This is a genomic window from Luteolibacter sp. LG18, assembly GCF_036322585.1.
In the GTDB taxonomy this organism is placed as follows: Bacteria; Verrucomicrobiota; Verrucomicrobiia; order Verrucomicrobiales; family Akkermansiaceae; genus Luteolibacter.
Genome location: NZ_AP024600.1, coordinates 3,352,947 through 3,376,804, shown reverse-complemented (window position 1 = coordinate 3,376,804; position 23,858 = coordinate 3,352,947). Strand labels below are relative to the sequence as shown.

At 66.9% G+C, this 23,858-nt stretch carries 14 protein-coding genes and 1 tRNA gene; 9 read left to right on the top strand and 6 right to left on the bottom strand.

Annotated elements, in window-relative coordinates; genetic code table 11:
- The first annotated feature begins 8 nt into the window (after positions 1-8).
- The 3 genes from llg_RS13730 to llg_RS13720 are packed head-to-tail and all read left to right on the top strand — an operon-like array spanning position 9 to position 3,958.
- Entirely contained in the window at positions 9-929 is a 921-nt protein-coding gene (locus tag llg_RS13730) for a protease modulator HflC (RefSeq protein WP_338285244.1), read from the top strand.
- The gene (locus llg_RS13725) at positions 926-2,041 is read left to right on the top strand and encodes a protease modulator HflK (protein ID WP_338285243.1); all 1,116 of its coding nucleotides are present in this window, start codon (positions 926-928) and stop codon (positions 2,039-2,041) included. The genes llg_RS13730 and llg_RS13725 overlap by 4 nt, the downstream gene beginning before the upstream one ends.
- A 6-nt stretch (positions 2,042-2,047) precedes the next feature.
- Positions 2,048-3,958 (top strand): cation-translocating P-type ATPase, encoded by a 1,911-nt coding sequence (locus llg_RS13720; protein WP_338285242.1) that lies wholly within the window; start codon positions 2,048-2,050, stop codon positions 3,956-3,958.
- Here the strand turns inward: llg_RS13720 and llg_RS13715 are convergent.
- Positions 3,955-4,197 carry a hypothetical protein gene (locus llg_RS13715; protein ID WP_338285241.1) on the bottom strand — a complete coding sequence of 81 codons (243 nt, stop codon included), beginning with the start codon at positions 4,195-4,197 and terminating at the stop codon, positions 3,955-3,957. The genes llg_RS13720 and llg_RS13715 overlap by 4 nt on opposite strands.
- Positions 4,198-4,251: 54 nt before the next feature.
- Positions 4,252-4,337 (bottom strand) — tRNA-Tyr (locus tag llg_RS13710).
- Positions 4,338-4,721: 384 nt separating this feature from the next.
- Between llg_RS13710 and llg_RS13705 the strand changes: the two genes are divergently transcribed.
- Positions 4,722-5,282 (top strand): hypothetical protein, encoded by a 561-nt coding sequence (locus llg_RS13705; RefSeq protein ID WP_338285240.1) that lies wholly within the window; start codon positions 4,722-4,724, stop codon positions 5,280-5,282.
- A gap of 684 nt (positions 5,283-5,966) precedes the next feature.
- On the opposite strand, the gene llg_RS13700 is transcribed toward llg_RS13705, so the two are convergent.
- Both llg_RS13700 and llg_RS13695 read right to left on the bottom strand, forming a co-directional pair.
- Positions 5,967-6,755, bottom strand: coding sequence for a hypothetical protein (locus llg_RS13700; RefSeq protein WP_338285239.1), 789 nt, complete (start codon positions 6,753-6,755; stop codon positions 5,967-5,969).
- A 109-nt stretch (positions 6,756-6,864) separates the two neighbouring features.
- Complete coding sequence (locus tag llg_RS13695; protein ID WP_338285238.1) at positions 6,865-10,482, bottom strand: hypothetical protein; 3,618 nt, start codon at positions 10,480-10,482, stop codon at positions 6,865-6,867.
- Between the two features lie 588 nt (positions 10,483-11,070).
- On the opposite strand from llg_RS13695, the gene llg_RS13690 reads away from it, so the two are divergent.
- The 3 genes from llg_RS13690 to llg_RS13680 all read left to right on the top strand — a co-directional run bounded on the left by llg_RS13690 (position 11,071) and on the right by llg_RS13680 (position 15,227).
- A complete protein-coding gene (locus llg_RS13690; protein ID WP_338285237.1) occupies positions 11,071-11,925 on the top strand; it encodes a rhamnogalacturonan acetylesterase in 855 nt (284 codons plus the stop codon).
- Between the two features lie 1,383 nt (positions 11,926-13,308).
- Positions 13,309-14,103: a hypothetical protein gene (locus llg_RS13685; RefSeq protein WP_338285236.1), complete on the top strand. Its 795-nt coding sequence runs from the start codon at positions 13,309-13,311 to the stop codon at positions 14,101-14,103.
- Positions 14,104-14,129: 26 nt separating this feature from the next.
- Positions 14,130-15,227, top strand: coding sequence for a glycosyltransferase (locus llg_RS13680; RefSeq protein ID WP_338285235.1), 1,098 nt, complete (start codon positions 14,130-14,132; stop codon positions 15,225-15,227).
- A 527-nt stretch (positions 15,228-15,754) separates the two neighbouring features.
- Here llg_RS13680 and llg_RS13675 read toward each other — a convergent pair.
- Both llg_RS13675 and llg_RS13670 read right to left on the bottom strand, forming a co-directional pair.
- Positions 15,755-16,186 carry a type II secretion system protein GspG gene (locus tag llg_RS13675; RefSeq protein ID WP_338285234.1) on the bottom strand — a complete coding sequence of 144 codons (432 nt, stop codon included), beginning with the start codon at positions 16,184-16,186 and terminating at the stop codon, positions 15,755-15,757.
- Positions 16,187-16,584: 398 nt separating this feature from the next.
- Entirely contained in the window at positions 16,585-18,054 is a 1,470-nt protein-coding gene (locus llg_RS13670; protein ID WP_338285233.1) for a hypothetical protein, read from the bottom strand.
- Between the two features lie 409 nt (positions 18,055-18,463).
- Here llg_RS13670 and llg_RS13665 point away from each other — a divergent pair, with 409 nt between their 5' ends.
- Together llg_RS13665 and llg_RS13660 are read left to right on the top strand one after the other, a co-directional pair.
- The gene (locus tag llg_RS13665) at positions 18,464-20,029 is read left to right on the top strand and encodes a hypothetical protein (RefSeq protein ID WP_338285232.1); all 1,566 of its coding nucleotides are present in this window, start codon (positions 18,464-18,466) and stop codon (positions 20,027-20,029) included.
- Between the two features lie 93 nt (positions 20,030-20,122).
- Positions 20,123-23,821, top strand: coding sequence for a hypothetical protein (locus llg_RS13660; protein WP_338285231.1), 3,699 nt, complete (start codon positions 20,123-20,125; stop codon positions 23,819-23,821).
- Positions 23,822-23,858 lie beyond the last annotated feature (37 nt).

Below are 23,858 nucleotides of genomic sequence, written 5' to 3'. Positions count from 1 at the left end.
CACCACCCATGTCCACGTTCCAAACCTTCGTCCGCGTCCTGATCGCCCTGATGGTGATCTCGTTCCTCGGATTCGCGATGTGCAGCTTCACGGTCTCGTCCGACGAGTGCGCGGTGCTGACCCGCTTCGGCTCGCCGGTCCGCACCGTGACCGAGGCGGGCATGTTCCCGAAGTATCCCTGGCCGGTCGATACCGTCACGCGCTTCGACCGCCGGCTGCGCTTCTATGACACCCGTGTTTCCGAAGCCCTCACCCGGGACAAGCGCAACGTGATCCTGCCGCTGTTCATCGCGTGGCGGATCGAGGACCCGCTGAAGTTCATCCAGGCGCTCGGCACGCCGGAGGCCGCTCCCTCGAAGCTCGATTCGCTGGCCACCTCCGCGCGCAACGCGCTGCTGGGCGGCTACGATTTCCAGCAGCTCGTCTCCAGTGATCCGGCGCAGCTGAAACTCGCGGAGATCGAGGAACGCCTCGCCGCCGCGATCCAACCGCAGGCACGGGAAACCTTCGGCATCGTCATCGAGCGGACCGGCTTCCTCCGCATCGCCCTGCCGGAGGCGAACACCACCTATGTCTTCGACCGCATGCGGGCCGAGCGCGGGCAATACGCCGCGAAGTACCGGGCCGAGGGCCGCCAGGAAGCCGAGGAACTGCGCGCCCGCACCGATGCCGAGCGCACCACCCTGCTGGCGGAGGCAAGCCGCCACGCCGAGGAGACCCGCGGCCAGGCGGAGGCGGAAACCGCGCGCATCTATGCCGAGGCCCACGCCCGCGATCCGCGCTTCTACCAGTTCACCCGCGAGCTGGAATCGCTCCGCAAGGTCACGAAGGCGAACACCACGCTGATCCTCGACACGGACACCTCCCCCTTCACCCAACTGCGGGCCCCCGCGGTGGAACGCCCGGCCCTCATCACCGGAAAGCCATGAACCGCCGCCAACGTTCCCGGGCCGATGGAGGGCAGGCGCTTTTCAATGCCTTCGCCTCCACCATCCGCGTGCTGCGCTGGCTGCTCGGCGGCCTCGCCGTGTTCTACCTCTGCTCCGGCATCACCCGCGTGGCGCCGAACGAGGACGCGCTGATCTACCGGCTGGGCAGGCTCCAGCCGGAGGTCCATCCGCCCGGCCTGCTGTTCGCCCTGCCCGAGCCGATCGACCGGGTGGTGCGCGTGTCTTCCCGCACCCAGCACGAGCTTTTCCTGCGCGCCTGGGCACCGGACGAGGACCGCGCCGTGCTCTCGGGCGGCGTCGTCGTCGGGCCATCGGCCGAGACCGGCAACGCGGGCGGACCGGTGATTACTGGAAACGCCGTAGGTGCCGCCATGTCCGCGGACCAGGCCGCCGCCGCGGATTTCCCGAAGCCGCCCGGCCCCGGCCTGCATCCCTACCACCACGGCTACACCGTCACCGGGGACGTGAACCTGGTGCAGGCCCGCCTGATCGCCCGCTACCGCATTTCCGATCCCATCGCCTGGGTGAGCGCCGCACCGGAAGCGGAGATGGGCAAGCTGGTCGAGTCCCTGATCTTCGATGCCGCCACCCGCACGCTGGCGGGAATGAACGTGGATGACGCGCTCGGCAACGGACTGGAGCAGTTCCGTTCCCAGGTGCTGGCGCTGGCCCAGCGCTCCTTCGACCGGCTGCGCCTCGGCGTGACGCTGGTGGCCTTCGAGGTGAACACGCTCACACCACCGGAGGCCACGGTGGCCGCCTTCGCCGAGGTGACCAGCGCCCGCGTGGAGTCCAGCACGCTGCTGGAAAACGCCCGCACCTACCGCGCCCGCGTCCTCCCGCTGGCCCGTTCGGATGCCTACCGCATCCGCAGCGAGGCGGACGCGGAAGCCCGCCGCCTGGTGACCCGCGCCGCGGCGGAAGCCGGTTCCTTCACCGCCCTGGAACAGCGCCACCGCGAGTCCCCGGAGGTGCTCGAAACCCGCCTCAGGGCCGAGACCACCGAGGCGGTGTTCTCCCAGATCAAGACCTCCACCGTGCTGCCGGACGACCGCGGCACCATCGACCTGTATCTCCCCGCGAACCCCTGAGATCCCATGAACGGCACCGCCACCTCCGCCGCTCCCGATTCCCCCGCCCCGCTCCCCGCGCTCCAGCCCGGGGCCATCCATGTCCGCGCCATCCTCGTCGCGCTCGGGCTGGCGCTGCTGGGATTGTCCCGCCTCGCCGGATGGCTGCAACCGGGGCAGGCCGATCTCCACCAGCTGTGGGCGATGGCCGGACTGGCGCTCGCCGCCGTCCCGGTGCTCATCGACAGCCTCACCTCACTGAAGGCCGATGGCTTCGAAGCCACGAAGTACTACATGGACCAGTTCGTGGCGCTGGCCATCCTCGCCTGCTTCGCCACCGCCCAATACGCCACCGGCACCCTCGTCGCCGCCATCCTCATCATCGGCCAGATCCTCGAGGAACGGGCCACCCTCGGCGTGGAGGAAGCCATCCAGGCCCTCACCCGGATCACCCGCACCCAGGCCCGGCGGATGCTCGCCTCCGGCACCGAGGAAGCCATCGATGCCGCGCTGCTCCAGGCGGGCGATACCATCCGCCTGCGACCCGGCGACACCGTGCCCGCGGATGCCGAGATCCTCCTCGGCACCACCACGCTCGACCAGGCCTCGATCACCGGCGAGTCCCTGCCCGTCGACGCCGCCCCCGGCACCCGCATCTACGCGGGCACCACCAATCTCACCGGCGCGATCGAGGCCCGCGTGACCACCACCGGCCACGATACCGTGCTCGGCCGCGTGACCTCGATCATCGAGGAGGCGAAATCCTCCCGCGCGCCGGTCATGCGCCTGATCGACCAGTACACCCGCTACTACATGCCGCTGGTGCTCATCATCGCGGGCTTCGTCCTGTTTTTCACCCGGGACGTGCAGCGGTCCATTTCGGTCATCATCGTGGCCATGCCCTGCGCCTTCGTGCTGGCCAGCCCCTCCGCCATGGTGGCGGCGCTGGCGGTGGCGGCACGCATGGGCATCCTCGTGAAAAGCTCGCGCTTTTTCGAGGTCGCGCGGGAGATCGACACCGTGGTCTTCGACAAGACCGGCACGCTCACCACCGGCCGCCTCCAGGTCACCGGCACGCACCCGGCGGAGGGCTTCACCGGAGACGACTTGCTCGCGCTGGCCGCCGCCCTGGAAACCGGTTCCACCCATCCGGTGGCCCGCGCCATCCTGGCGGAAGCGGATCGCCGCGGCCTCCCATGGGACCGCGGCATCGAGGTGACCGAGTTTCCCGGCCTCGGCGTGGGCGGCGGCGGCATCCTCGCCGGCCGCCGCGGCTGGCTGGAATCGCAGGGCGTGACCATTCCCGCGGGCTTCGCCCCGGAAACCTCCGCCTCCTCCCTGCATGTCGCCCGCGACGGTCGCCACGCCGGATGCCTGCTGCTCGCGGACACCCTGCGACCCGAGTCCCCGGAGACCGTCGCCGCGCTCCGCGATCTCGGGATCGAGCGGCTGGTCATGCTCACCGGCGACCACCCCGCCGTGGCGGCCGCCATTTCCAGCCAGGCCGGCGTGGACCACTACCGCGCCTCCTGCCTGCCCGCGGAAAAGATGGAGGAAGTCCGCGCCCTGAAGGCCGCGGGCCGGAAGGTCATGGTGGTGGGGGATGGCGTCAACGACGCCCCCGCCTTGGCCGCCGGTGACCTCGGCATCGCCATGGGCGCGCTCGGCAGCGACGTGGCCATCAAGACCTCCGACATCGCCCTGATGGGAAACGACCTCCGCCACCTCGCCGGATTCATCCAGCTCTCCGACCGCACGCTGCGCATCATCAACCAGAACCTGCTGTGGGGATTCGTGCTGATCGTGGTGATGATCGTCGTGTCCTCGCTCGGCCTGGTCAGCCCGATCGCCGCGGCCTGCCTGCATGAATTCTCCGCGTTCCTCGTGATCTTCAACAGTGCCCGGCTCCTGCGCTTCGACCCCGCCGACAATAGCTAAAAGGCGGCCATCCCGCCGGAGTTTCCTCCGGCGGCGTGGCGGGATTCCTTTGGCTTGGTCTCATACTCCACCCGCGCGGTGGTGCTGCCCTTGCGACGGAACTGCACGAAGTTGAAGATCCCGATGCCCATGTCGCGCACCGAGTGGTTCGGCGGCGCTTCGCAGCAGTATTGCAGCGCCACCACCTGGTCGAGCGGGTCGGTGACGATGTAGAGCCGGTTGAAGGTCACGCCGGGCATGCCGCCCGGAAACAAATCAGGCCCGGATTTCTCCGGGCCTGTTGATTTACAAGATGGTGGGCAGAGCTGGATTCGAACCAGCGTAGGCGTTAGCCAGCAGATTTACAGTCTGCCCCCTTTAGCCACTCGGGCATCTACCCATTCACTTGTGTTTCCCGCCTCGCGGCGGGGCCGACTGTTTAGGGAGCGGGCTGCGGGTTTGCAAGTGGAAACCGGAAGGTTTTCCGGAATTTTTTCGCGCGATTCAAGGTGGCGATTGAGGGCCAATGGGATGCGGGAAACGGGGTGCGGTGGCGTAGCTGCGTTGGTGACAACGCAGGCGGGGTGGATACTCCCCTGCCCTAGCGTGGGTTGGTGGGGGGACGGGAGGAGAAGAGGAGCGGGCGGAGGTGGGAGAGGGGCTGGGGGTTGGTGGGTGGGCGGGAGTTTGCCCTGCCGGAAGTGTCACCACTTCCGCTACGTGGACGAAGACGAAGACGCATTCACGCTTGCCTGCGGAGAGCGCGGAAACCGAGCATGGGATCATGCCTCTCCGCGATGAACCGCCGGATTACCTGAAACGATTGTCGGACAGTTGGTACAGAGGCCGGGCGTGGGTTCATTGGACCATGACGATCAAAGGGCGGAAAACCGGCTGGCTCGACACACGCATGCATCTCCAGATGCGCGAGCTGCTGGGGCATGTTTCCGCACGGCATTCGCTGTCGTGCGCGATGTATTGCCTGATGCCGGATCACGCGCACTTCCTGTGGCTGGGGCATGGCGATGGCTGCGACCAGCGCACGGCCGCGAAGTTTTTCCGTCGGCACTGGAACGAGCTGCTCGCCTCGCGAGGCTCGGAACTCCAACGGCAGGCATACGACCATGTGCTGGATGAGTCGGAGCGGAATCCGGATGCTTTCGAGGACACCTGCCTCTACATCGCACGGAATCCGCAGCGCGGCGGGCTGGTGGCGGATTGGCGGGAATGGGAGGCGCTCGGAAGCGTGGTGGCGGGATACCCCGATCTCGATCCGCGGGTCGAGGGGTTCTGGGGGAGGTTCTGGACGATCCACAATCGCGAGACGTCGAGAAAAGGGGCGTAGCTGCGTTGGTGACAACGCAGGCGGGGTGGATACTCCCCTACCCTGGCGTGGGTTGGTGGGGGGACGGGAGGAGAAGAGGAGCGGGCGGAGGTGGGAGAGGGACTGGGGATTGGTGGGTGGGCGTGAGGTTGCCCTGCCGGAAGTGTCACCACTTCCGCTACGTGGACAACGGAGGCGGGGTTGATCGAGGATCTGGAGATCGACCTGGTGATGGAGGTGGACGCGAACGCGGCGGCGCGGGTGGCGACGTTCCAGGATCTGGCGGCGCTGTTTACCGGAGGAAGTGGCGGTCGCTGAGATGAGTGGGCGGTGGGGGCAGTCGCGGAGGGTGGCCGTCCCGTTGGAGGACGAAATGGGACGCGCCATCGGGAGCAAATGCATCTCCCCTCCCCGGTCGCCCCGGCGGTGCGACCCTACCTTTGTGGCGCGCCTCCGGAGGTAGGGGCATCTCGCCGAGATGACCGGGCGGTGGACGGCATTCGCAAGGAAGACGCCGTCCCAGCGGATGAAGGGATGGGGCGAGCCGGTGGCAGCGGACGCAGCTATTCGACCCGGTCGCCCCGGCGGTGCGACCCTACCTTTGTGGCGGCAGAACGCGGGCGCAAAAAAAAAGGCGCCCTGCATGCGACTTGCAGGACGCCTTTTTCCCCATCGCACGGGGACCCATGAAAGTGTGAATGAAAATCAGAGGCTGGTCACATCGCGGACGCCGCGGATTTCGACCTGCTGGGTGGCGGGGTTCATGAAGATGATCTGGAGCACGCGCTTGGTGCCGGGGTGCGGCCACATGCTGGCGCCGATGCGCTGCCACTGGTTGTCCTGGAAGCCGAAGGCGCGCATGCCGGACATCTGGTTCTCATTGACCGGCGGGTTCTCGATGTTGCGCTGCTCGCCGATCTTGAAGTCGAAGTCCTTGTTCTCGAGCTGGATGCGGATGGGCTGCGGGCTGAGGTTCATGACCTTCAGGGAGCCAGCGGGGAACTTCTGGGCGGAGTCATCGAGGACCATGACGCGGGCGAGGTCGTCGCCCGGCTTGCCGGTGCCGGGGAGGAAGAGGAAGATGCCGGACTTGAGGTTTTCCGGAACCACGGCGCGGGCGATGCGCTGGTCGGCGGCCTTGACGCTGGCGGGGTCCTCGCTCTTGGTGAAGACGATCTCCTTGGCGCCCATCGGGAGGTTGTCGAACTCGTGGTTCAGGTAGCCTTTCGCATGGACGGGCATGCCGGGAAGCGGCTTGTCCGAGTTGGCGACGGCGGCATCGTAGGCGAAGACCTTCTCCGGCAGGGACTCGATGAGGAAGAGGAGCGAGCGGCCGTGGATGCCGGGCTGGGCCTCGCCGGTCTGGCCGAGGGTGTTCTGGACGACGCTGCCGCGGCCGGACGAGCCGAGGGCGACATTGGCGCTGACCTGCTGGGCACCGGCGGTGCCGATGGCGAGACCGAGGGCGAGGAGTGGTGTGACGAGGGCTTTCATCGGGTCGAGGGACTTGGGACTGCGGGGTGGGATGCTGCGGGGACGATGCTTTAAGAGAAGAGATAGAGTGGGCGGGAATCCGCGGCGGGGCGGATTCCCGGGGGAGGGATCAGACTTCCTTGGGTTCGAGCCAGCGGAAGGAGACGATCTCGAAGCGGCGGCCGAAGGTCTTGTTCACGGCGGCGGTGGTGCTGGCCGGGAGGATTTCCGGAGCGTCCTTCGGATCGACGTAGGAGGGCATGCGCTGGACGACGGCCTCGCACCAGGCGCGGGCGGCCACGGTGCCGTCCTTGTTCAGGGACTCGCCGTAGGCGCGGATGCGGAAGGTATCGCCGCGGACGGTGATGACCGGGGCCAGGGCGCTGAGGAGGTCACCCTGGGTGAGCATGGTGGGCGCGCCTTCGTTGGTGTAGCCGCTGCGGGCGGCGCCGTTGGCGAGGCCCACGAGGCTGCCGCTGCTGGTGAGGGTGCGGGAGTCGAGATTACGGTAGGAGTCATTGACGCCGGATTCATCGATGGCCTGCTGGAGCACGCCGGCGAGGGAGCCGGTGTCCGAAGTGGAGGCGACGCGGCGGTTGACGAACTCACCGAGGGTGAGGAACGGGGCTTGGTCGGTCTTTCCGCGCTCGCGGATCTTGGTGACGATGGTGGTGGCGAGCTTCTTGATCTGGTCGTCATTGAGCGAGCGGAAGCCGGCCCAGCGGAGGGCACCCTGGACATTGACGGAGGAGTTCGGGGCGGAATCCTCGGCGGCACCGGCGATGGGCAGGCCGAAGCGCGGGAAGCCGGTCTTGCTGGAGGTGGTCTTGTCGCTGTTCGCCCAGCCGAGGATGGAGGCATCGCGGAGCGAGGAGATGAGGGCGATCCAGGCGGGGACGGAGTCCGAGTTCACGTTGAAGGCACCGCGGACGCCGATGTTGGCGGCGATCTTCTTGCAGAGGACGGCGTCGGCGGTCTGGTCGAGCTGGGTGGAGAGCGTCTTCACATCGGTGGAGGCGGAGACGAGCGGGGTGTAGCGCGGGTTGAGGAGCTGCTTCTCACCGCTGAGGAAGGACTTCAGGAGGGCCACGCGGGTGCCGCTGTTGACGATGCCGCTGTTGAAGTTCCCCACGGTGGAGAAGAAGAAGCGGTCCCAGAGGGCGTCATTGAGGAAGTACGAGTGGTCCAGCAGGTTGCCGCCCATCGGATTGCTGGTCAGCACGGAAGCGGAGGGCAGCAGCGGATGGGCACGGGAGTTTCCGAAGGCGTGGGTGACGCGCGGCAGGACGGAGCCGGGAACGAGGTTCGCGCTGACGAGATCGCCGAGGCTGGTGGTGGGCATCACCGGCACGTGGAACATCGGGACGTTCGAGACGCCCTTGGCGGCGCTGACGCTGGCGCCGTAGAAGCCGCGGTAGGTGCCGGGCTCGATCTCGATGCCCGGGGACTGGTTGAAGTCGGTGACGGGGTTGAGCGTGAGGTCGTAGGAATCGAGGGCGTTGGCCACCTTGTTCGAGTCCTGCATGGAGCCGTCCACCACCGGGTGGTTGCTGACCCAGGGGCGGGCGTTGTCATTGGTGTCACCGGTGGTCTTGGCGGCCATGGTGAAGATGGCGAAGGGGGTCTTGCCTCCGACGGTCTGGTCAGTGGGCGATTGGAAAATGTCCCCGGCCTTGAACAGGCGGTCGACGACCGGCTTCACGCCATTGAGGGCGAGCTCGGTGGCGGGGTTCTTCAGCTTGAAGCTGTAGGAGCGCAGCAGGGTGTCCGAGGTGACGGTGGCATTGACGCCGGCATAGAGGTCCAACTGGAAGTCCGGGTCGGAGACGCCCGAGGGGAACGGGCGGCCGGCCTCGGCGTGGACGGAGAGGGTGTCGTCCTTTTTGATCACCACCCAGCCGGTGCCGGCGCTGCTCTTGGTGTCCCAGGAGTAAACGGAGGCGGCGGGGCGATCGTAGGTGGAGGCGATGTGGTCGGTCTGGAAGCCGGCGCGCGCATCCCAGCCGGGCACGGTTTCCACGCCGAACTGGTTGTTGGTGCGCTTGTCCTTGTTGCTCCAGTTGTTGGCCTGGTTGGTATCGAAGTCGAAGAAGGTGCCCACGGTGTATTGGCCGGCGGTTTCGACGCCCCAGGTCCAGCCGGGCTGCACCCAGGTGCCGAAGACGCGGACCTCACCGGGGGCGAGGCGGATGGCCTTGCCGGGAGAGGAGCCATTCATTTCCCGCAGCAGCAGGGTGAAGCTCTTCCGCGCGGGATCGGCGGCGGTGTCCTTCCGTTCATTGCCGAGGTAGAAGCGGCTGAGCGGCTGGTAGGCGGAGGCGAAGCCGTTGCGGAGGTTCACGCCGTTCTTCTGGAAGCCGAACAGCACGGGGGCATCCCAGATGCGGACGCGGAGCTGCGGCAATTCCAGCGCGACGTCGTAGGGATTGTAGAGGGTGACGACCGGATCGTAGACGAGGTGCGGGCAGTAGTAGTTCTGATAGCCCTGCGGCTGGCCGGAGGTGTTGTAGTAATTGACGCGGTCGGTGATGTGCGGCCAGTGGGTGACCGCGGAGTACATGAGCTGGAACTTCGAGATCACCGGCAGCAGGCGCTCCACGGCGGGAGAAGGGATGGCACCGTTGCCATAGCCGCTGGAGCTCGGGTTTCCGACCTTGAGGTTGCTCGCCAGGCTCGCCGGGTCGCTGTTGTACTTGAACAGGGGCTCGCCGGAGGTGGCGCCGGAGAAGGTGCCAAACGAGTTCGGGCCCTTGTAGAGGCGGTAGTGGGAGGCGAGGTACTCCCAGCTCATGGCGCTGTCCGTGGCGGTGATACCGGGCTGGAGATTGACCACCGAGCCATACGGGCCGAAGCCGCCGAGGACGGAGTTGAGGGCGAAGCCGTTCGAGCTGCCTTCGAAGAGGGTGGTGAAGTCGACGCGCAGGCCGCCATCCGCGGCATTGGTGAGCAGGCCGAGGGAATCGACGGTGACATCGCCCTGGAGGGCGACGACGTCGCGCTTGCCACCGGTGGCGGCGGAGGCGGTGTTCACGGAGACGAGCTTCCGCGGTTCGCCGACGGTGGCGGGGGCCAGCTCCGGGAGCACGCTTTCCACGCGCGGGCGCTGCGGGGCGGTGCGCTGGGCGAGCTTCGCGCCATTGTCCGCGGGCTTGGTTTCCGGGAGGTTGATGGTGGCCTTCTGGCTTTCATCCATCACGGCGTAGGCGAAGTTGCCCTTCTGCTGGTTGATGGTCACGGCGACCTTCTGGGCGCGCAGGCCGGCGCCGTTCTCACCGGTGGAGGTATCGCGGGTGCCGACGGTGGAGGGATTGATGAGCCAGACCGGATCGGAGTAGCTGGCGGCGGTGTAGGCGGGATTCAGGCGGTCCTGCTCGCTGGGGGTGGAAACGAGCCAGCCGCGGAACTTCTTCGCCTTGTCCGTGTAGGTGGGAGAGCCGGAGGTGGGCTTCCAGTGCCAGCTTTCCCAGGCACCGAGGGCGTTCATCTCGCCCTTCTGGCCATTGATGGCGGAGGAGCGGGCGCTGATGGACTGGTCCGGGCCCATGTTCTTCTGGAGCTGGCCGATCGCCAGCATGAGGGCGAGGCGGCTGTTCGCACGCGCTTCCTGGCGCGCCTGGTCCGCGGCGCTGGCCCGCAGCGTGATCGAGGACAGGCCGAGCAGGCCGAGGGCGAGCGTCGCCAGCAAGACCATCATCAGCAGGGAGATCAGCAGGGAGAATCCCCGCTTGCGCCGCGCTAATTGCCTCACGCGATTTGGATGAATGGTTTTCATGGGCTTCAGGGACGATGCATTTACAAGAGATATGCGGTGGATTTGCAGCTCGCCGGGAAGATCGGGTTTAAGCGAGTCGCGCCATTACGATGCAAACACCATACCCCCCTTCCGGAGGATCGCTTGTATCGAAGGGTTCGCTTTGTGTAGGATTCCGTCGGATTGAGGAACGAACCGCGTTTTTTCTCTGAACTACCGGGGGTATTTGGCCACCGGAGGCGGGATTGAATTAGAAAGGGTTGGGCGCGGAAGCGGGTCGCAAACGCGGGTGCAGGCCCGATTTCCGGACCTCGGGAAGACCGCTCAAAATCGGTCAGGTCCCCACTGTCGCAACGTGGACGATCGATTTCAAATGTCCATACATCAAGGGTTTGCGCGGTTTTCTCCTGATTCGTATCAGTGCGAAAATGGCCATCCATTCCCCTTCCGCGCCCCGCCGCAGTGCGGGGAAATCCGCCCACGCCTCCCGCGGCCATGAGTCGCAACCCGGGGGGACAATGCCATTGCGTGAAACCGGCTCACCGGTCAGGGGTTGAAATCCGTAATCCCCACCTCTTTCCGATCATGAAGCTGCTCCATTGCCTCGCCGCGTTCGTCCTCACCGCCGCCGCCTCCTGGGCGGAGATCCCCACGCTGTGGATCATCGGCGACTCCACCGTCCACAACACCGGCAAGAACGGCGAGCTGGCCCTGAAGGGCTGGGGCGACGAGATCCCGGCCTTCTTCGATCCTGCGAAGGTCAAGGTGGTGAACAAGGCGATCGGCGGCCGCAGCAGCCTGACGTTCCTCACCGAAAAGCGCTGGGACGAGGTGCTGGCGGGGATCAAGCCGGGCGACCGGGTGCTGGTCCAGTTCGGCCACAACGACGTGGGCTCCCCCGGCGAGAAGAGCCGCTACCGCGGCACGCTGAAGGGCACCGGCGAGGAGACCCGGGACGTGACCAAGGCGGATGGTACGACGGAAACCGTACATACCTACGGCTGGTACCTGCGGAACTACGCCGCCACGGCGAAGGCAAAGGGCGCGGCGGTGACGGTGTGCTCGCCGATCCCGCACAAGAAGTGGGAGAACGGCACCATCGCCCCGGATTTCATCGACTACGGGAAGTGGGCGAAGGAAAGCGCGGATGCCACCGGCGCGACGTTCATCGACCTGACCAACCTGGTGCGCGCGGCCTACCAGCAGGACGGCGAGGAGAAGGCCGCGGCCTACTTCGCGGACCCGCGCACGCACACCTCGCAGGAAGGCGCGAAGCGCAACGCCGGCTGCGTGGTGGCGGGCCTCAAGGCGCTGCCCGGCGCGCCCTTCGACGCGTGGCTGAGCGCGGAAGGCAAGGCCGTGGCGAAGCTCCAGCCGATGGCCGTGCCCGCCCAGGCGAAGGCGGACACGAAGCCGGAGGACAATCCGATCGCGAAGTGAGTTTTTTGAGCCCGCAAAGGTAGGATGGCACCGCCGGGGCGACCGGGGAGAAAGGGTCACGTCCGCTGCCAGTGGAACGTCCCCTTCCCTGTGTCTGTGGGGGCGGAGTTCCATTCGCGGACAACACCCACCGCCCGGTCATCTCGGCGAGATGACCCTACCTCCGGAGGCGGGCCGCAAAGGTAGGGTCGCACCGCCGGGGCGACCGGGGAGAAAAGGTCACGTCCGCTGCCAGTGGAACGTCCCCTTCCCTGTGTCTGTGGGGGCGGAGTTCCATTCGCGGACAACACCCACCGCCCGGTCATCTCGGCGAGATGACCCTACCTCCGGAGGCGGGCCGCAAAGGTAGGGTCGCACCGCCGGGGCGACCGGGGAGAAAAGGTCACGTCCGCTGCCAGTGGAACGTCCCCTTCCCTGTGTCTGTGGGGGCGGAGTTCCATTCGCGGACAACACCCATCGCCCGGTCATCTCCGCGAGATGACCCTACCTCCGGAGGCGGGCCGCAAAGGTAGGGTCGCACCGCCGGGGCGACCGGGGAGAAAGGGTCACGTCCGCTGCCAGTGGAACGTCCCCTTCCCTGTGTCTGTGGGGGCGGAGTTCCATTCGCGAACGATCTCCACCGCCCGGTCATCTCGGCGAGATGACCCTACCTCCGGAGGCGGGCCGCAAAGGTAGGGTCGCACCGCCGGGGCGACCGGGGAGAAAGGGTCACGTCCGCTGCCAGTGGAACGTCCCCTTCCCTGTGTCTGTGGGGGCGGAGTTCCATTCGCGAACGATCTCCACCGCCCGGTCATCTCGGCGAGATGACCCTACCTCCGGAGGCGGGCCGCAAAGGTAGGGTCGCACCGCCGGGGCGACCGGGGAGAAAAGGTCACGTCCGCTGCCAGTGGAACGTCCCCTTCCCTGTGTCTGTGGGGGCGGAGTTCCATTCGCGGACAACACCCACCGCCCGGTCATCTCGGCGAGATGACCCTACCTCCGGAGGCGGGCCGCAAAGGTAGGGTCGCACCGCCGGGGCGACCGGGGAGAAAAGGTCACGTCCGCTGCCAGTGGAACGTCCCCTTCCCTGTGTCTGTGGGGGCGGAGTTCCATTCGCGGACAACACCCACCGCCCGGTCATCTCGGCGAGATGACCCTACCTCCGGAGGCGGGCCGCAAAGGTAGGGTCGCACCGCCGGGGCGACCGGGGAGAAAAGGTCACGTCCGCTGCCAGTGGAACGTCCCCTTCCCTGTGTCTGTGGGGGCGGAGTTCCATTCGCGGACAACGCCCACCGCCCGGTCATCTCCGCGAGATGACCCTACCTCCAGAGATGCGGCTACGAAGCCTTGCTAGGGACGGACGGGCCCGCCAGCATCCGCGGCGGTTCCCCTTTCCATCCTCCCATGTCCGCGAAGACCGATCCTTTTTCCGTGCAGGGCGCGCGCCGCGTCATCGTCATCGGCCACCCGGCCCACGAGCTGGCAATCTACGGGCTGCTGCAACGCCACCGCCCACATGTGGTGGTGATCACGGATGGCGGCGGCGAGGAGCGCGAGCGGCAGTCGAAGGAGGGCCTGGAGCGCATCGGGCTGCTGGAGCGGGCGACGTATCTGGGCTACAGCGAGGCGTCGTTCTACGATGGCCTGCTGGACCGGAATGACGCGCTTTTCGCACGGGTGGCGGCGGACCTGCGGGCGGTGCTGGAGCGGCTCCAGCCGGACCAGGTGTTCTGCGATGCGATCGAGTTCTACAATCCGGTGCACGACATCACGCGGCCGATCGTGCTGCGGGCGCTGGAGGGGCTGGGCGAGGTGCCGCTCTACGAGATCCCGCTGGTCTATCAGAAGCCGGCGGAAACGGAGAGCTACGAGATCCAGCGGGTGCCGGAGGCATGCGTGGACCGGCGTTTCCAGTACCGGCTGACGCCGGAGGAGCTGGCGCACAAGACACACGCGCGCGACCACATCTATCTGAACCTGCGGGAGCAGGCGGGGCCGGAATTCCTGGTGGTGACGCCGGAGCACCTGGCGCTGGAGGAGCTGGCGGATGCCGCGGGGGATTTCCCGGAGGCGGCGTCCAGCGGCCGGGTGCTGCGCTACGAGTGGCGGGCGAACGTGCTGAAGGACGAGGGCGCGATCGAGCGCACGATCACCTACCGGGAGCACTTCCTGCCGGCGGTGGCGGCATTGGTCGGGTGAGGCAGGACCAGGAAACCGTCCGCCCCTTGAAAATCATCCACTACACCGGCCTGCTGGCGGCACAGGACGCGATCGGCCACGCGGTGCTGGCGATGCACGGGGCGTGCCTGGCACGGGGGATGGAGAGCGTGATCTACTGCGATGACAGTAGGATCGCGCGGCCGGACGTGCGGGTGCTGGCGGGGCCGCGGGCGCACCTGCGGGAATGGCGGCGGTTCCGGGAGGCGGACGCGCATGTGTTCCACTTCGGGGCGAGCTACGATCTTTTCAACCTGGTGCCGTGGGTGCCGCGGCGCGGGCGGCGGCTGGTGTATTTCCACGGGCTGATGCCGCTGGCGCTGGCGCATGAATCGGCGCGCGGGTGGCTCACGCACGCGCACCGGAAATTCCGGCTGGCGGACCGGGCGGACACGGTGCTGCACGCCACGGATTACTCGCGGGAGGAGGCGAGGAAGATGGGGGTGACGCGGCCGGGGTTCGCGCGGCTGCCGCTGGCGGTGGACCTGCCGGTGGTCCCCCGCCCCGCGCGCGCGGCGGACGGGATTTTCCGCCTGCTGCACGTGGGGCGGCTGGTGCCGAACAAGGGGCTGCTGGAAGTACTACAGGCGCTGGAGATGCTGGAGCGGGAGGGTTTCACGGCGTGGGAGCTGGAGGTGATCCACAGCCCGCACACGGCGGACGCGGCGCACGAGGCGCGGGTGCGGGCGTTCCTGGCGGAAAGCGGGCTGGCGGGGCGGGTGCGCTTCAGCGGTCCGCCGGAGTCCCGGGAGGCGCTGGCGCGGCGCTACGCGGCGGCGGACCTGACGGTGCTGGGCACGCGCCACGAGACGTATTGCCTGCCGCTGCTGGAGTCCCTGAAATGCGGCACGCCGGTGGCGAGCTTCGCCGCCGGGGCGGTGGCGGAGGTGGCGGCGGGCCACGCGCTGCTGGCGGCGCCGGGCGACGTGGCGGGGCTGGCGGCGGCGATCGACCGCGCGCGCCGGGCGTGGCCGCGGATGGCGTGCGATGGCCACGGGACGATGGAGGCCGCGGAGCTCCACCGCGCGTGCGGACACCTGCTGGCGGACCGGGACGAGGCGACCTTCGTGGAGAGGTGGATGCGGATTTTGGACACCGTGCGGTAGGATGTAGCCGGAAGCTCCGCTTTCGGATTGTCTCCGCCAGCTCCAGTTGGCGGGGGCGGGGAGGCCAATCGACGCCCACCCCGCGAAGAGGGAAAGCTGGAGCTTCCCCCTACATTCTGAAAGCGGAGCTTTCAGCTACAACGCGGCTACGAAAGCATTCCCACCCGAATGAGGGGGTGGCGGAACCGATGCGTATCAGTTAGAGACTGCGGCTCCAAAAACCCCATGGCCGTCTCCGGGGGAAGGGCTTCCTTCCGGAGCGGCCTCTTTTTTTGGCCGGGGGGATTCGCGGAGGCGCATGCAGGTCCAGTCCGCCGATTAGGGGCTAGGGGCTAGGGGCTAGGGGCTAGGGGCTAGGGGCTAGGGGCTAGGAAGAGGAAGAGGAAGGAAGAGGTGCTGCTCTGGTGCTTCACTCTCTTCCTAGCCCCCAGCCCCTGAATCCTGGCCCCTCTAGGGCGGACTGGACGTGCGAGGGAGTTCGCGAGTCTTCCCATTCGCAAGTTGGAAACTTGCGCTACTTCCGGGCCCTACCGCGGGGCGCAGGGGTGGACGACGTCATCGGCGGGATCGAGCGGGTCCGGGCCGCGGCTGCGGAGGGTGATGCGGGTGCCGTCCTCGCGCGCGGCGACGACGCAGAGGTAGTCCCGGCCCCAGGGATCGCGCGGGAGGATGCGCGCCGGCGCGGGCGGTCCGGGCGGGGTTTCCAGCAGCGCGGCGAGCCCGGTTTCCGCAGGAATCTCGTGGCCGGTGCGGAGGCGGTAGTCCTCCAGCGCGCCATCGAGCCGGACCATGTCGAGCTCGGCCTGCTCGCGCAGGGCATCGACGAAGACGAGGTGGTGCAGGGCCCACACCATGCCGACGCTGACACCGGAGAGCAGCAGCGCGAACACGCAGAAGCCCGCGCCCGGCCAGAGCCTCGGATGCCCGTTCCAACGGACGAGGGACGGGAGCACGTTCATGTGCGGCGAAGGCGGCGGGAGCTGGTGGATGGATGGTGGAAAAGCGGGGCCCTGATGCCGATTCACGACGCGCGGCGCGCCATCATGCTCCGGTCCCAAGGTCCACAGGGATAACGTCACGCGGCGCGGCGTTTGTCTGTTGGAAAGACCGGCGGAAATTCCCATCGGGGGGATGAAAGTAGTCGAAAGCTCCGCTTTCGAATCGTCTCCGCCAGCTCCAGTTGGCGGGGGCCCGAAGGCCGAACGAACTCCCTCCCCACAGAGGGAAAGCTGGAGCTTCCCCCTACATTCTGAAAGCGGAGCTTTCAGCTACACTGAACGATCGGAAGGGTCCCCGGCTTTCACCGGGGCCCTTCGTCACCGCTGGGCAAAGCCAGGCGGATTTTTCCCCCAAAACCCTACGGAGGAAAGCTGAACGGGCAGGGGGCGGATTGGATGAAGTTGAGGTTGTTGTTGGCGTCGTCGAGGAGGTCCTTGAGGTCCTCCTGGAGCGGGCGGTAGGCCTTGTGGAGGCCGGTGACGGTGGTCATGGGATGGAGGCCCAGTTCGCCGTTCGCCTCGGTGAGGAGATCGGACACGGAGACGACCTCGTTGTTCTCCACGTCGTAGAGCAGGGCGGCTCCATTGACGAAGCCGGCCTCGACGTTGAGAACCATGGCGGCGAACTGGGCGGAGAGCATGTAGGCCATGTTGGTGGCCGTGGCGCCGAGGATCCAGGTACGGAAGGCGGCGTAGTTCGCGGGATCGAAGTGGCTGCCATTGGCGTTGCGGAGGTTCTTGGAGACGAGCAGGGCGAGCTCGGGGTTGAGCGTGCCGCCGTCGTTCATGGTCGCCTGGCCGTTCTTGTTGCTCCAGTAGCCGAGGGTGTGTCCGCCGCCGGCGCCGATGCAGAAGTTGAAGAACGAGAGGCCGAAGTTGTCACTGCCGCCGACGCTGCCCTGCCAGCAGAAGCCATCCCCGGGCTGGAAGACGGCGGTGGCGAGGCCGGTGACGGTGGCGGGCACGGGGCCGGACTGGAACCAGTGGTCCTCGATGGGATGGGCCTCGCAGGCGAGGAAGGTGGTGCCCTGCGGGAAGACGAGCGACCACAGGCCGTTCGCATCGGTGTAGGTGACCACGGTGGCCTGGGTCTGGTCCGGCAGGGTGACATCGATGACAATGCGCCAGCCGGGGATGGGGAGTTCGCCGGCGTCGTAGTCGCCATCGGCATTGGCGTCATAGTATTTGTAGCCGCCGATGGCGCTCTGGAGGGGCTCCTGGTCATCGTGGCGGCGGCACTTGAAGTTGTCCGTCTTGCTGTCGTTGTTGACGAAGCCGAAGGTGTTGTTCGGGGCGAGCGGGTTGGTGTCCCAGTCCGCCACGTAGCTGGCGACGGGGGTGATCCAGACCTTGTGCTCGCCGCCGGGGTTCGGCGTGGCGTTGAAGGGCCAGAGCTGGACGGGCTTCGAGCCGTTGAATGGATTCAGGCTGCCCTCCAGGTGGTAGGGGCCGCCGACGAGCGGGACGCCGAAGATGCGGCCGCTGGCATTGACGATGATCTGGCGCGCGGCGATGGGATCGGAAGACAGCAGGACGCTGCCGGAGGGATCGGTGACCTGGAAGTAGTAGGTGCCGGGCGGGAGGCCGCTGGCATTCTGGTTCTGAGGGCCGCCATTGAGATACACGTCCTCGCAGTCGTCATAGATGTTGCCATTGACGGTGAGGCCGGTGGGGGTGGTGGTGAAAATCGCGCCGGTGAGGGCGTGGACGATGGCGGTGGACGCGATCAGGAGACCGAGGACCGCCGAAAAGAGAGATCGGGCCGGTGAGGAGAACCACCGGGCGCCGCGGTGGTTCCGGATGCCACCGGCGCTGTCGAGGACGTTCATGGCCGTGTGGTGGGTTTGGATTGGGGGAATGGATCGTCGGGCGGCAGGTGGCGGACGTCTCGCCACGCCATCAGTCCCCCCACGGGAACGCCGAGTATATCCCCCACCCCGTGATCCGTGAATCGGGCGCGGACTCGGATCTTTACGTAAGGGGTTTCCCGGAGGGCGGGGATGGGTTTTTGCGGTCTGAAGGGCCACCGGGAGGACTGCCGTCTTCCCGGCATCACGCGGGGGACAACATATGTCCGATTTTGATACCCAGATCCACCATCACCTGCACCATCACCTGCACCTTCACACATCATGAATTCACATGAATTTCACTATGCATTACTTGACACAACCCGGAAACCACCATCTAAACGAGCCGCCTCGAATCGGCTTAGATATTCCTTTTTCCCAACCTCCCATGAAACCCCGCCGCCTTCTCCTCCCCCTCGCCTTCATCGCGTTCTCCGCCGCCGCCAAGGCCGACGATCCCCCCCCTCCAACTCCCGTCGACCCCATCGACGGCGTGAACGTGGGCACCAGCAACACGGTGGTGGTGGGCGAGCAATCCGCTGCGATCGGCTACGGTAACACGGCCACCGGTTCCAGCCTCGCGGTAGGCTCCGGCAATGAGGCGGCTGGGCTCAGTATCGCCGGGGGCGAGGGAAACATCCTGCTGGGCTGGGCCACCGCGGCGTTCGGCAGCGGCAATACGACCAACAGCACCAGCGAGTCCTCCTTCCTAGCCGGTGACACCAACCATCAGTTTTCCACAAGTGGGACGGTGGTCCTCGGCTCCAACAACAGTGCCGCCTATGAAATGGGATCCCTCGTAGCCGGGGGCGGCAACAACATCACCACCACGGGCACGCTCGGGGGCTACGGCAATATCGTCCTCGGGCAGAACAACCTGCTCCACAAAACCACCTCGAATCCCTCCGGGTATGCCATCCAGGGATCGGTGCTCATCGGTGCGGGCAATGAGACCACAGCCAACCAGGCCATCGCCATCGGCGAGGGCAACATCGGGCAGACCAGCACCGTGACGCTGGGCTCCTACAACAACACCGTCTCGAGCGCCTCGCTCATCGTCGGCAACGGTGTCTATGGAGCACGTTCCAACGCCCTCGTGGTGCTGAAGAACGGCAACGTCGTCATCCCAAACGGCACGCTGACGATCGGCTCGGAAAGCGCGCTGACGCCGACCTCGGTGGGGAGCTATCTGAGTACGAACCATTACCTGAAGAGCAACTTTGGCACCGGCTCCGGCGTCTACAGCGTGGCCCTCAGCGGCGGCACTGCGGAAGGAGACTATGCCTTCGCGGCGGGGATAGGATCCGCTTCCGGAGACTACTCGACCGCCTTCGGGGAATCCGGCGCATCCGGCCACCACGCGTTCGCGACAGGCTGGGGCTCTGCCCAGGGAGACCTCTCCATCGGCATGAGCGGTGGTTTCGCCAGCGGGAAATACTCGGTGGCGATCGGTGGCTTCGATGAGGACGAATACCAATCGAACAACGCCCTCGGAAAGGGTTCCACCGCCATTGGCGGCTACTACGGCGTCGCGGTCGGAAACTACGCCTTCGCCTCCGGTTACGAGGTCGGAGCCTACGCCGCGTATGCCACCTCGCTGGGTTCACGCAACCTCACCCGCGGCAACATCCTCTCCTCCACCTTCGACGAGTGGGTGGAAACCGAGGCCCTCTTCGAGCTGGGCAACGGCAAGCCGGGAATCACCCCCTACCAGTTCTCCAACGCCATCACCACGCTGAAGAACGGCCGCACCACGCTGACGAACAAGTACTGGGTCAGCTCCACGCCCGCCGCCGTGCCATCTTCCACCGCGGCCTCCAGCGGCGAGGCGCTGGTGGCGGAGGGCCACAGCGAGCTGAAGGGCAATGTCACGGTGGGCGGCAAGACCCGCCTGAAGGGCGAGGTGATCCTCGACCAGCCGCAGGGTGACATCTCGATGGGCATCTACGAGTGATCCCGTAGCCAGCGCCGAATGCCACCCATGCCGCCGGACCCGATGTCCGGCGGCCCACCCGTTTTCCCGCCCACCTCCCTGCCCCGTCTACCCATGTACGGTTCCCGCTTCACGTTCTTCCGCAGTCTCACGCTGCGCGCCGCCTCCATCGGCGTGCTGATGCCCGCCATGCTCGCCACCGCCGCGCCGCCGGCGTGGTGGTCGCAGGGCACCCAGCCCGCCATCGACCCCGCCGCCACCCCGGCGAACAAGAGCGTGGCGAACGTCGGCCAAGCCAAATGGATGGCAAACCGCGCGCTGGCCGCCCTGCAGGCCCAGCGGCCGGACCTCGCCGCCCTGGTGGACGCCCAACTCACCGGCACCGGCAAGCCAGTGCCCTCCTGGGCGGCCCCCGCCACCCAGGCGGAGAAGGATGCCCTGAAGGCCCCGCTCCTGCTCGGCCAGCTCAAGGCGCTCTCCGCTCCCTTCTACGATGCCCTCCACGCCGATGCTCCGGCCTGGCTCGCCGCGGAGATGACCGCCAATGGCATCCCGGCCACCGGCGGACACCATCCGTGGACGGACACCACCGAGGATGACACGAACAAGGCCCCGGCCACCCTGGGCCAGCTCAAGGCCGTCTTCTCTCTCCGTTTCGAAACCCTGCCGGCCGCCGATACCGATGGCGACCTGATCCCAAACTCCTGGGAAATCGCCCACGGCCTCAATCCGGGCGGCAACGATGCCAGCGGCGATCCGGATGGCGACGGCATCTCCAACCTCATCGAATACCTCATCGGCACCGATCCCCAGTCCACCAGCACCGGAGGCAATCCGGATGCTTCCCGTGACACGGACGGCGACGGCATGCCGGACCGCTGGGAGGCGAAGTGGGCCACCGCCACCTGGAGCGCCATGCTCCAGCGCACGGTGGTCACCCGCACCCTGGATTGGGAAGTCGCGGACGCCACCGCGGACCACGACTCCGACGGGCTCGACAACGCCGGCGAGTACGTCGCCGGCACCAATCCCACGCTGGCGGACACCGATGCGGACGGCATGCCGGACGAGTGGGAGGTGACCCATTTCACCAACCCGCTGGTGGACGACAAGGACGCGGACCCGGACGGCGACCACGTCGACAACCTGACGGAGTACGTCCTCGGCCTCGATCCGATGTACTCCTCCACCGTACCCGGCCTCAACGACTACCTCACGGACCGCGACAACGATGGCATGCCCGACCCGTGGGAGCTCAAGTGGGCCCACCGCGAATGGGACCCGGTGACCAAACACTACGTCTTCACCCCCGTCATCGACTGGGAGACCAATGACGCCGCCGCGGACTACGATGGGGACGGCCTCTCCAATCTGAACGAGTACACCTACGGTGCCGATCCCACCAAGGGCGACACCGATGGCGACATGCTGCCGGATGCCTGGGAGGTGGCGGAGAACCTGGTGGCCAGCGATCCAGAGCGGGACTACGATTATGACCTCGATGGCATTTCCAACATCGGGGAATATCTGCTGGGCACCCACCCGCTGGACACCCACAGCGCTGGCGGCGTCCTCACCGACTATTTCGTCGACCGCGACAACGACGGCATGCCCGATGGCTGGGAAGTCCAGTGGGTCAGCTGGGCGTGGGATCCGCTGCAGAACGCCTACGTCTTCACCCGCCGCCTCGATTGGGACGTGGACGATGCCGCCGCGGACTACGACAACGACGGCCTCACCAACCTGGAGGAATCCCAACCCTCCGTCGGCACCAATCCCACCAAGGCGGATACGGACGACGACGATCTGCCGGACCTATGGGAGGTCCGGAACGCCACCGATGCCCTCTATGCGGGGAGCAGGAACCTGGACCCCGACGGCGATACCGTGACCAATATCCAGGAGTATCTGCTCGGGTTCGATCCACAGAGCTACTCCACCGTGCCCGGCACCCTCGACAACCTCGCGGACCGGGACAGCGACGGGATGCCGGATGCCTGGGAAGTCCGCTGGGTGACCTGGAGCCGCGCCACCCCGCAATCCCCGAACGTGCCCACCCGCCGCCTCGATTGGGAAGTGGACGATGCCGCGGGGGATTACGACAACGATGGCGCCACCAATCTGGCCGAATACCAGGCCGGCACCGACCCCACCTCGGTGGACAGCGATGCCGATGGCATGCCGGATGGCTGGGAGATCCAGCACGGCCTCCTGCCGCTGGACAGCGCCGATGCCGGACTGGACCCGGATCACGACCGCCTCACGAACCTGGAGGAGTATCTCCACGGTTTCGATCCCCACTCGGATGACACCACCACCGACATCGATGCCGATGGCCTGAGCGACCTCTGGGAATACCGCTACTACGGGAACCTCCTGATGGCGGACCCGCTGGACAACGAGGACGGGGACGGCCTGGACAACCTCGCGGAATCCGCCGCCGGCACCAGTCCCTTCGAGCGGGATACGGACGGGGACCTCCTCCGCGACGAATGGGAGGTGGCCACCGGGCTCGATCCGCTCAGCGCGGCGGGCGACAACGGCACCGCCGGCGATCCCGATGCCGATGGCCTGGACAACCTCGAGGAAATGATCCACCGCACCCAGCCACTGGTGGCGGATACCGATGGCGGCGGCGTTTCCGATGGCGCGGAAGTCGCCGTGGGCGGCGATCCGAACGACGATGCCGATGACGGCACGCCCCCGTCCGCGGACACCGTCTTCGACATGCCGTTCACCATCGGTGATGACAGCGGCAGCCACTCCGAGCGCTGGCGCATGGAGATCGTGGGCAGCAATGGGGACACGCGGAAATTCGACCTCGAGGGCCGCAATTTCTCCGAGGTGGACACCTGCTCGCTCAAGCTCCGCCGCGGGGCCACCTACACGATCACCGTCAAGCACCGGGACTCGCTGCCAGGATACCGTGAACAGCCGGACTATGACTGGACCGCGCAGGTCGGCGGCCTACCCACCAGCCTCGGCACCGAACCGGAGAACGCCTACATCCCGATCCGGGCGACGCATGACCTTCATACCGCTGCCTGGGTCGCCACCAATACGGACGGCCTGCTCACCACCGACCGCCAGGGAGACGGCACCGACCTCACCATCGGCCTGAGCGCCACGCTCACCCCGGTGGAGCTCCTGGTGGACACCAACCGGGACAGCTCCATCACCGCGGCGGACGAGGCGGGCAAGGAGGACTGGACCGAAACCCTGGGGGCCAACCACGTCACGAACTTCGACAACGACGATGCCGCGTCCTCCGGGAACGACTCCGTCGTCTGGTCCAGCACTCCCGGCACGCCGACCTCGGAAAATTTCGTGATCGGCACCACCGCGGATCTTCCGGACATCACCCCGCTCCAGGTCCGCGTGCCGACGCTGCCCGCCGGTTCCCAGATCCACCTGCGGCTGGCCGCCGAGGAGCAGCTCCATGCGATGCACCTCTTCGGGCGCATCGCGGTGGACCGGGAAGCGATCTGGGGGGCCGCCACCAGCACCAGCGCGGTGCCGTGGACGGATGGCGGACAGGAACCGCTGGACATCGAGATCACCCCTTGGCTGAACTCCACCCCGCCCGGCAATGGCGCGCTCCCTGATCCGGAGCCCTCCTACACCATCGAGGCCGGCACCTACACGCTCGGGCTTGAAGGCATCCTTTCCCAGGGAATGTTCATCGAGGGTGGCACCCTGTCGGACGGCACCTTCAGCGGCTATCTGGACTTCCGCCTGGAGGTCACGCTGCCGAACGTGTCCGGCCGCCTGGACTGCGGCAAGGTGAGGCTGAAGGCCACATCGCTCGATTGAGATTCCATGACCTCCGGCCTCACCTCCGCGGTAAACC

Excerpts from the sequence above, each read along its gene's own strand:
- llg_RS13730 (WP_338285244.1), top strand. The coding sequence starts at position 9 with ATGTCCACGTTCCAAACCTTCGTCCGCGTCCTGATCGCCCTGATGGTG.
- llg_RS13725 (WP_338285243.1), top strand. The coding sequence starts at position 926 with ATGAACCGCCGCCAACGTTCCCGGGCCGATGGAGGGCAGGCGCTTTTC.
- llg_RS13720 (WP_338285242.1), top strand. The coding sequence starts at position 2,048 with ATGAACGGCACCGCCACCTCCGCCGCTCCCGATTCCCCCGCCCCGCTC.
- llg_RS13715 (WP_338285241.1), bottom strand. The coding sequence starts at position 4,197 with ATGCCCGGCGTGACCTTCAACCGGCTCTACATCGTCACCGACCCGCTC.
- llg_RS13705 (WP_338285240.1), top strand. The coding sequence starts at position 4,722 with ATGCCTCTCCGCGATGAACCGCCGGATTACCTGAAACGATTGTCGGAC.
- llg_RS13700 (WP_338285239.1), bottom strand. The coding sequence starts at position 6,755 with ATGAAAGCCCTCGTCACACCACTCCTCGCCCTCGGTCTCGCCATCGGC.
- llg_RS13690 (WP_338285237.1), top strand. The coding sequence starts at position 11,071 with ATGAAGCTGCTCCATTGCCTCGCCGCGTTCGTCCTCACCGCCGCCGCC.
- llg_RS13685 (WP_338285236.1), top strand. The coding sequence starts at position 13,309 with ATGTCCGCGAAGACCGATCCTTTTTCCGTGCAGGGCGCGCGCCGCGTC.
- llg_RS13675 (WP_338285234.1), bottom strand. The coding sequence starts at position 16,186 with ATGAACGTGCTCCCGTCCCTCGTCCGTTGGAACGGGCATCCGAGGCTC.
- llg_RS13670 (WP_338285233.1), bottom strand. The coding sequence starts at position 18,054 with ATGAACGTCCTCGACAGCGCCGGTGGCATCCGGAACCACCGCGGCGCC.
- llg_RS13665 (WP_338285232.1), top strand. The coding sequence starts at position 18,464 with ATGAAACCCCGCCGCCTTCTCCTCCCCCTCGCCTTCATCGCGTTCTCC.
- llg_RS13660 (WP_338285231.1), top strand. The coding sequence starts at position 20,123 with ATGTACGGTTCCCGCTTCACGTTCTTCCGCAGTCTCACGCTGCGCGCC.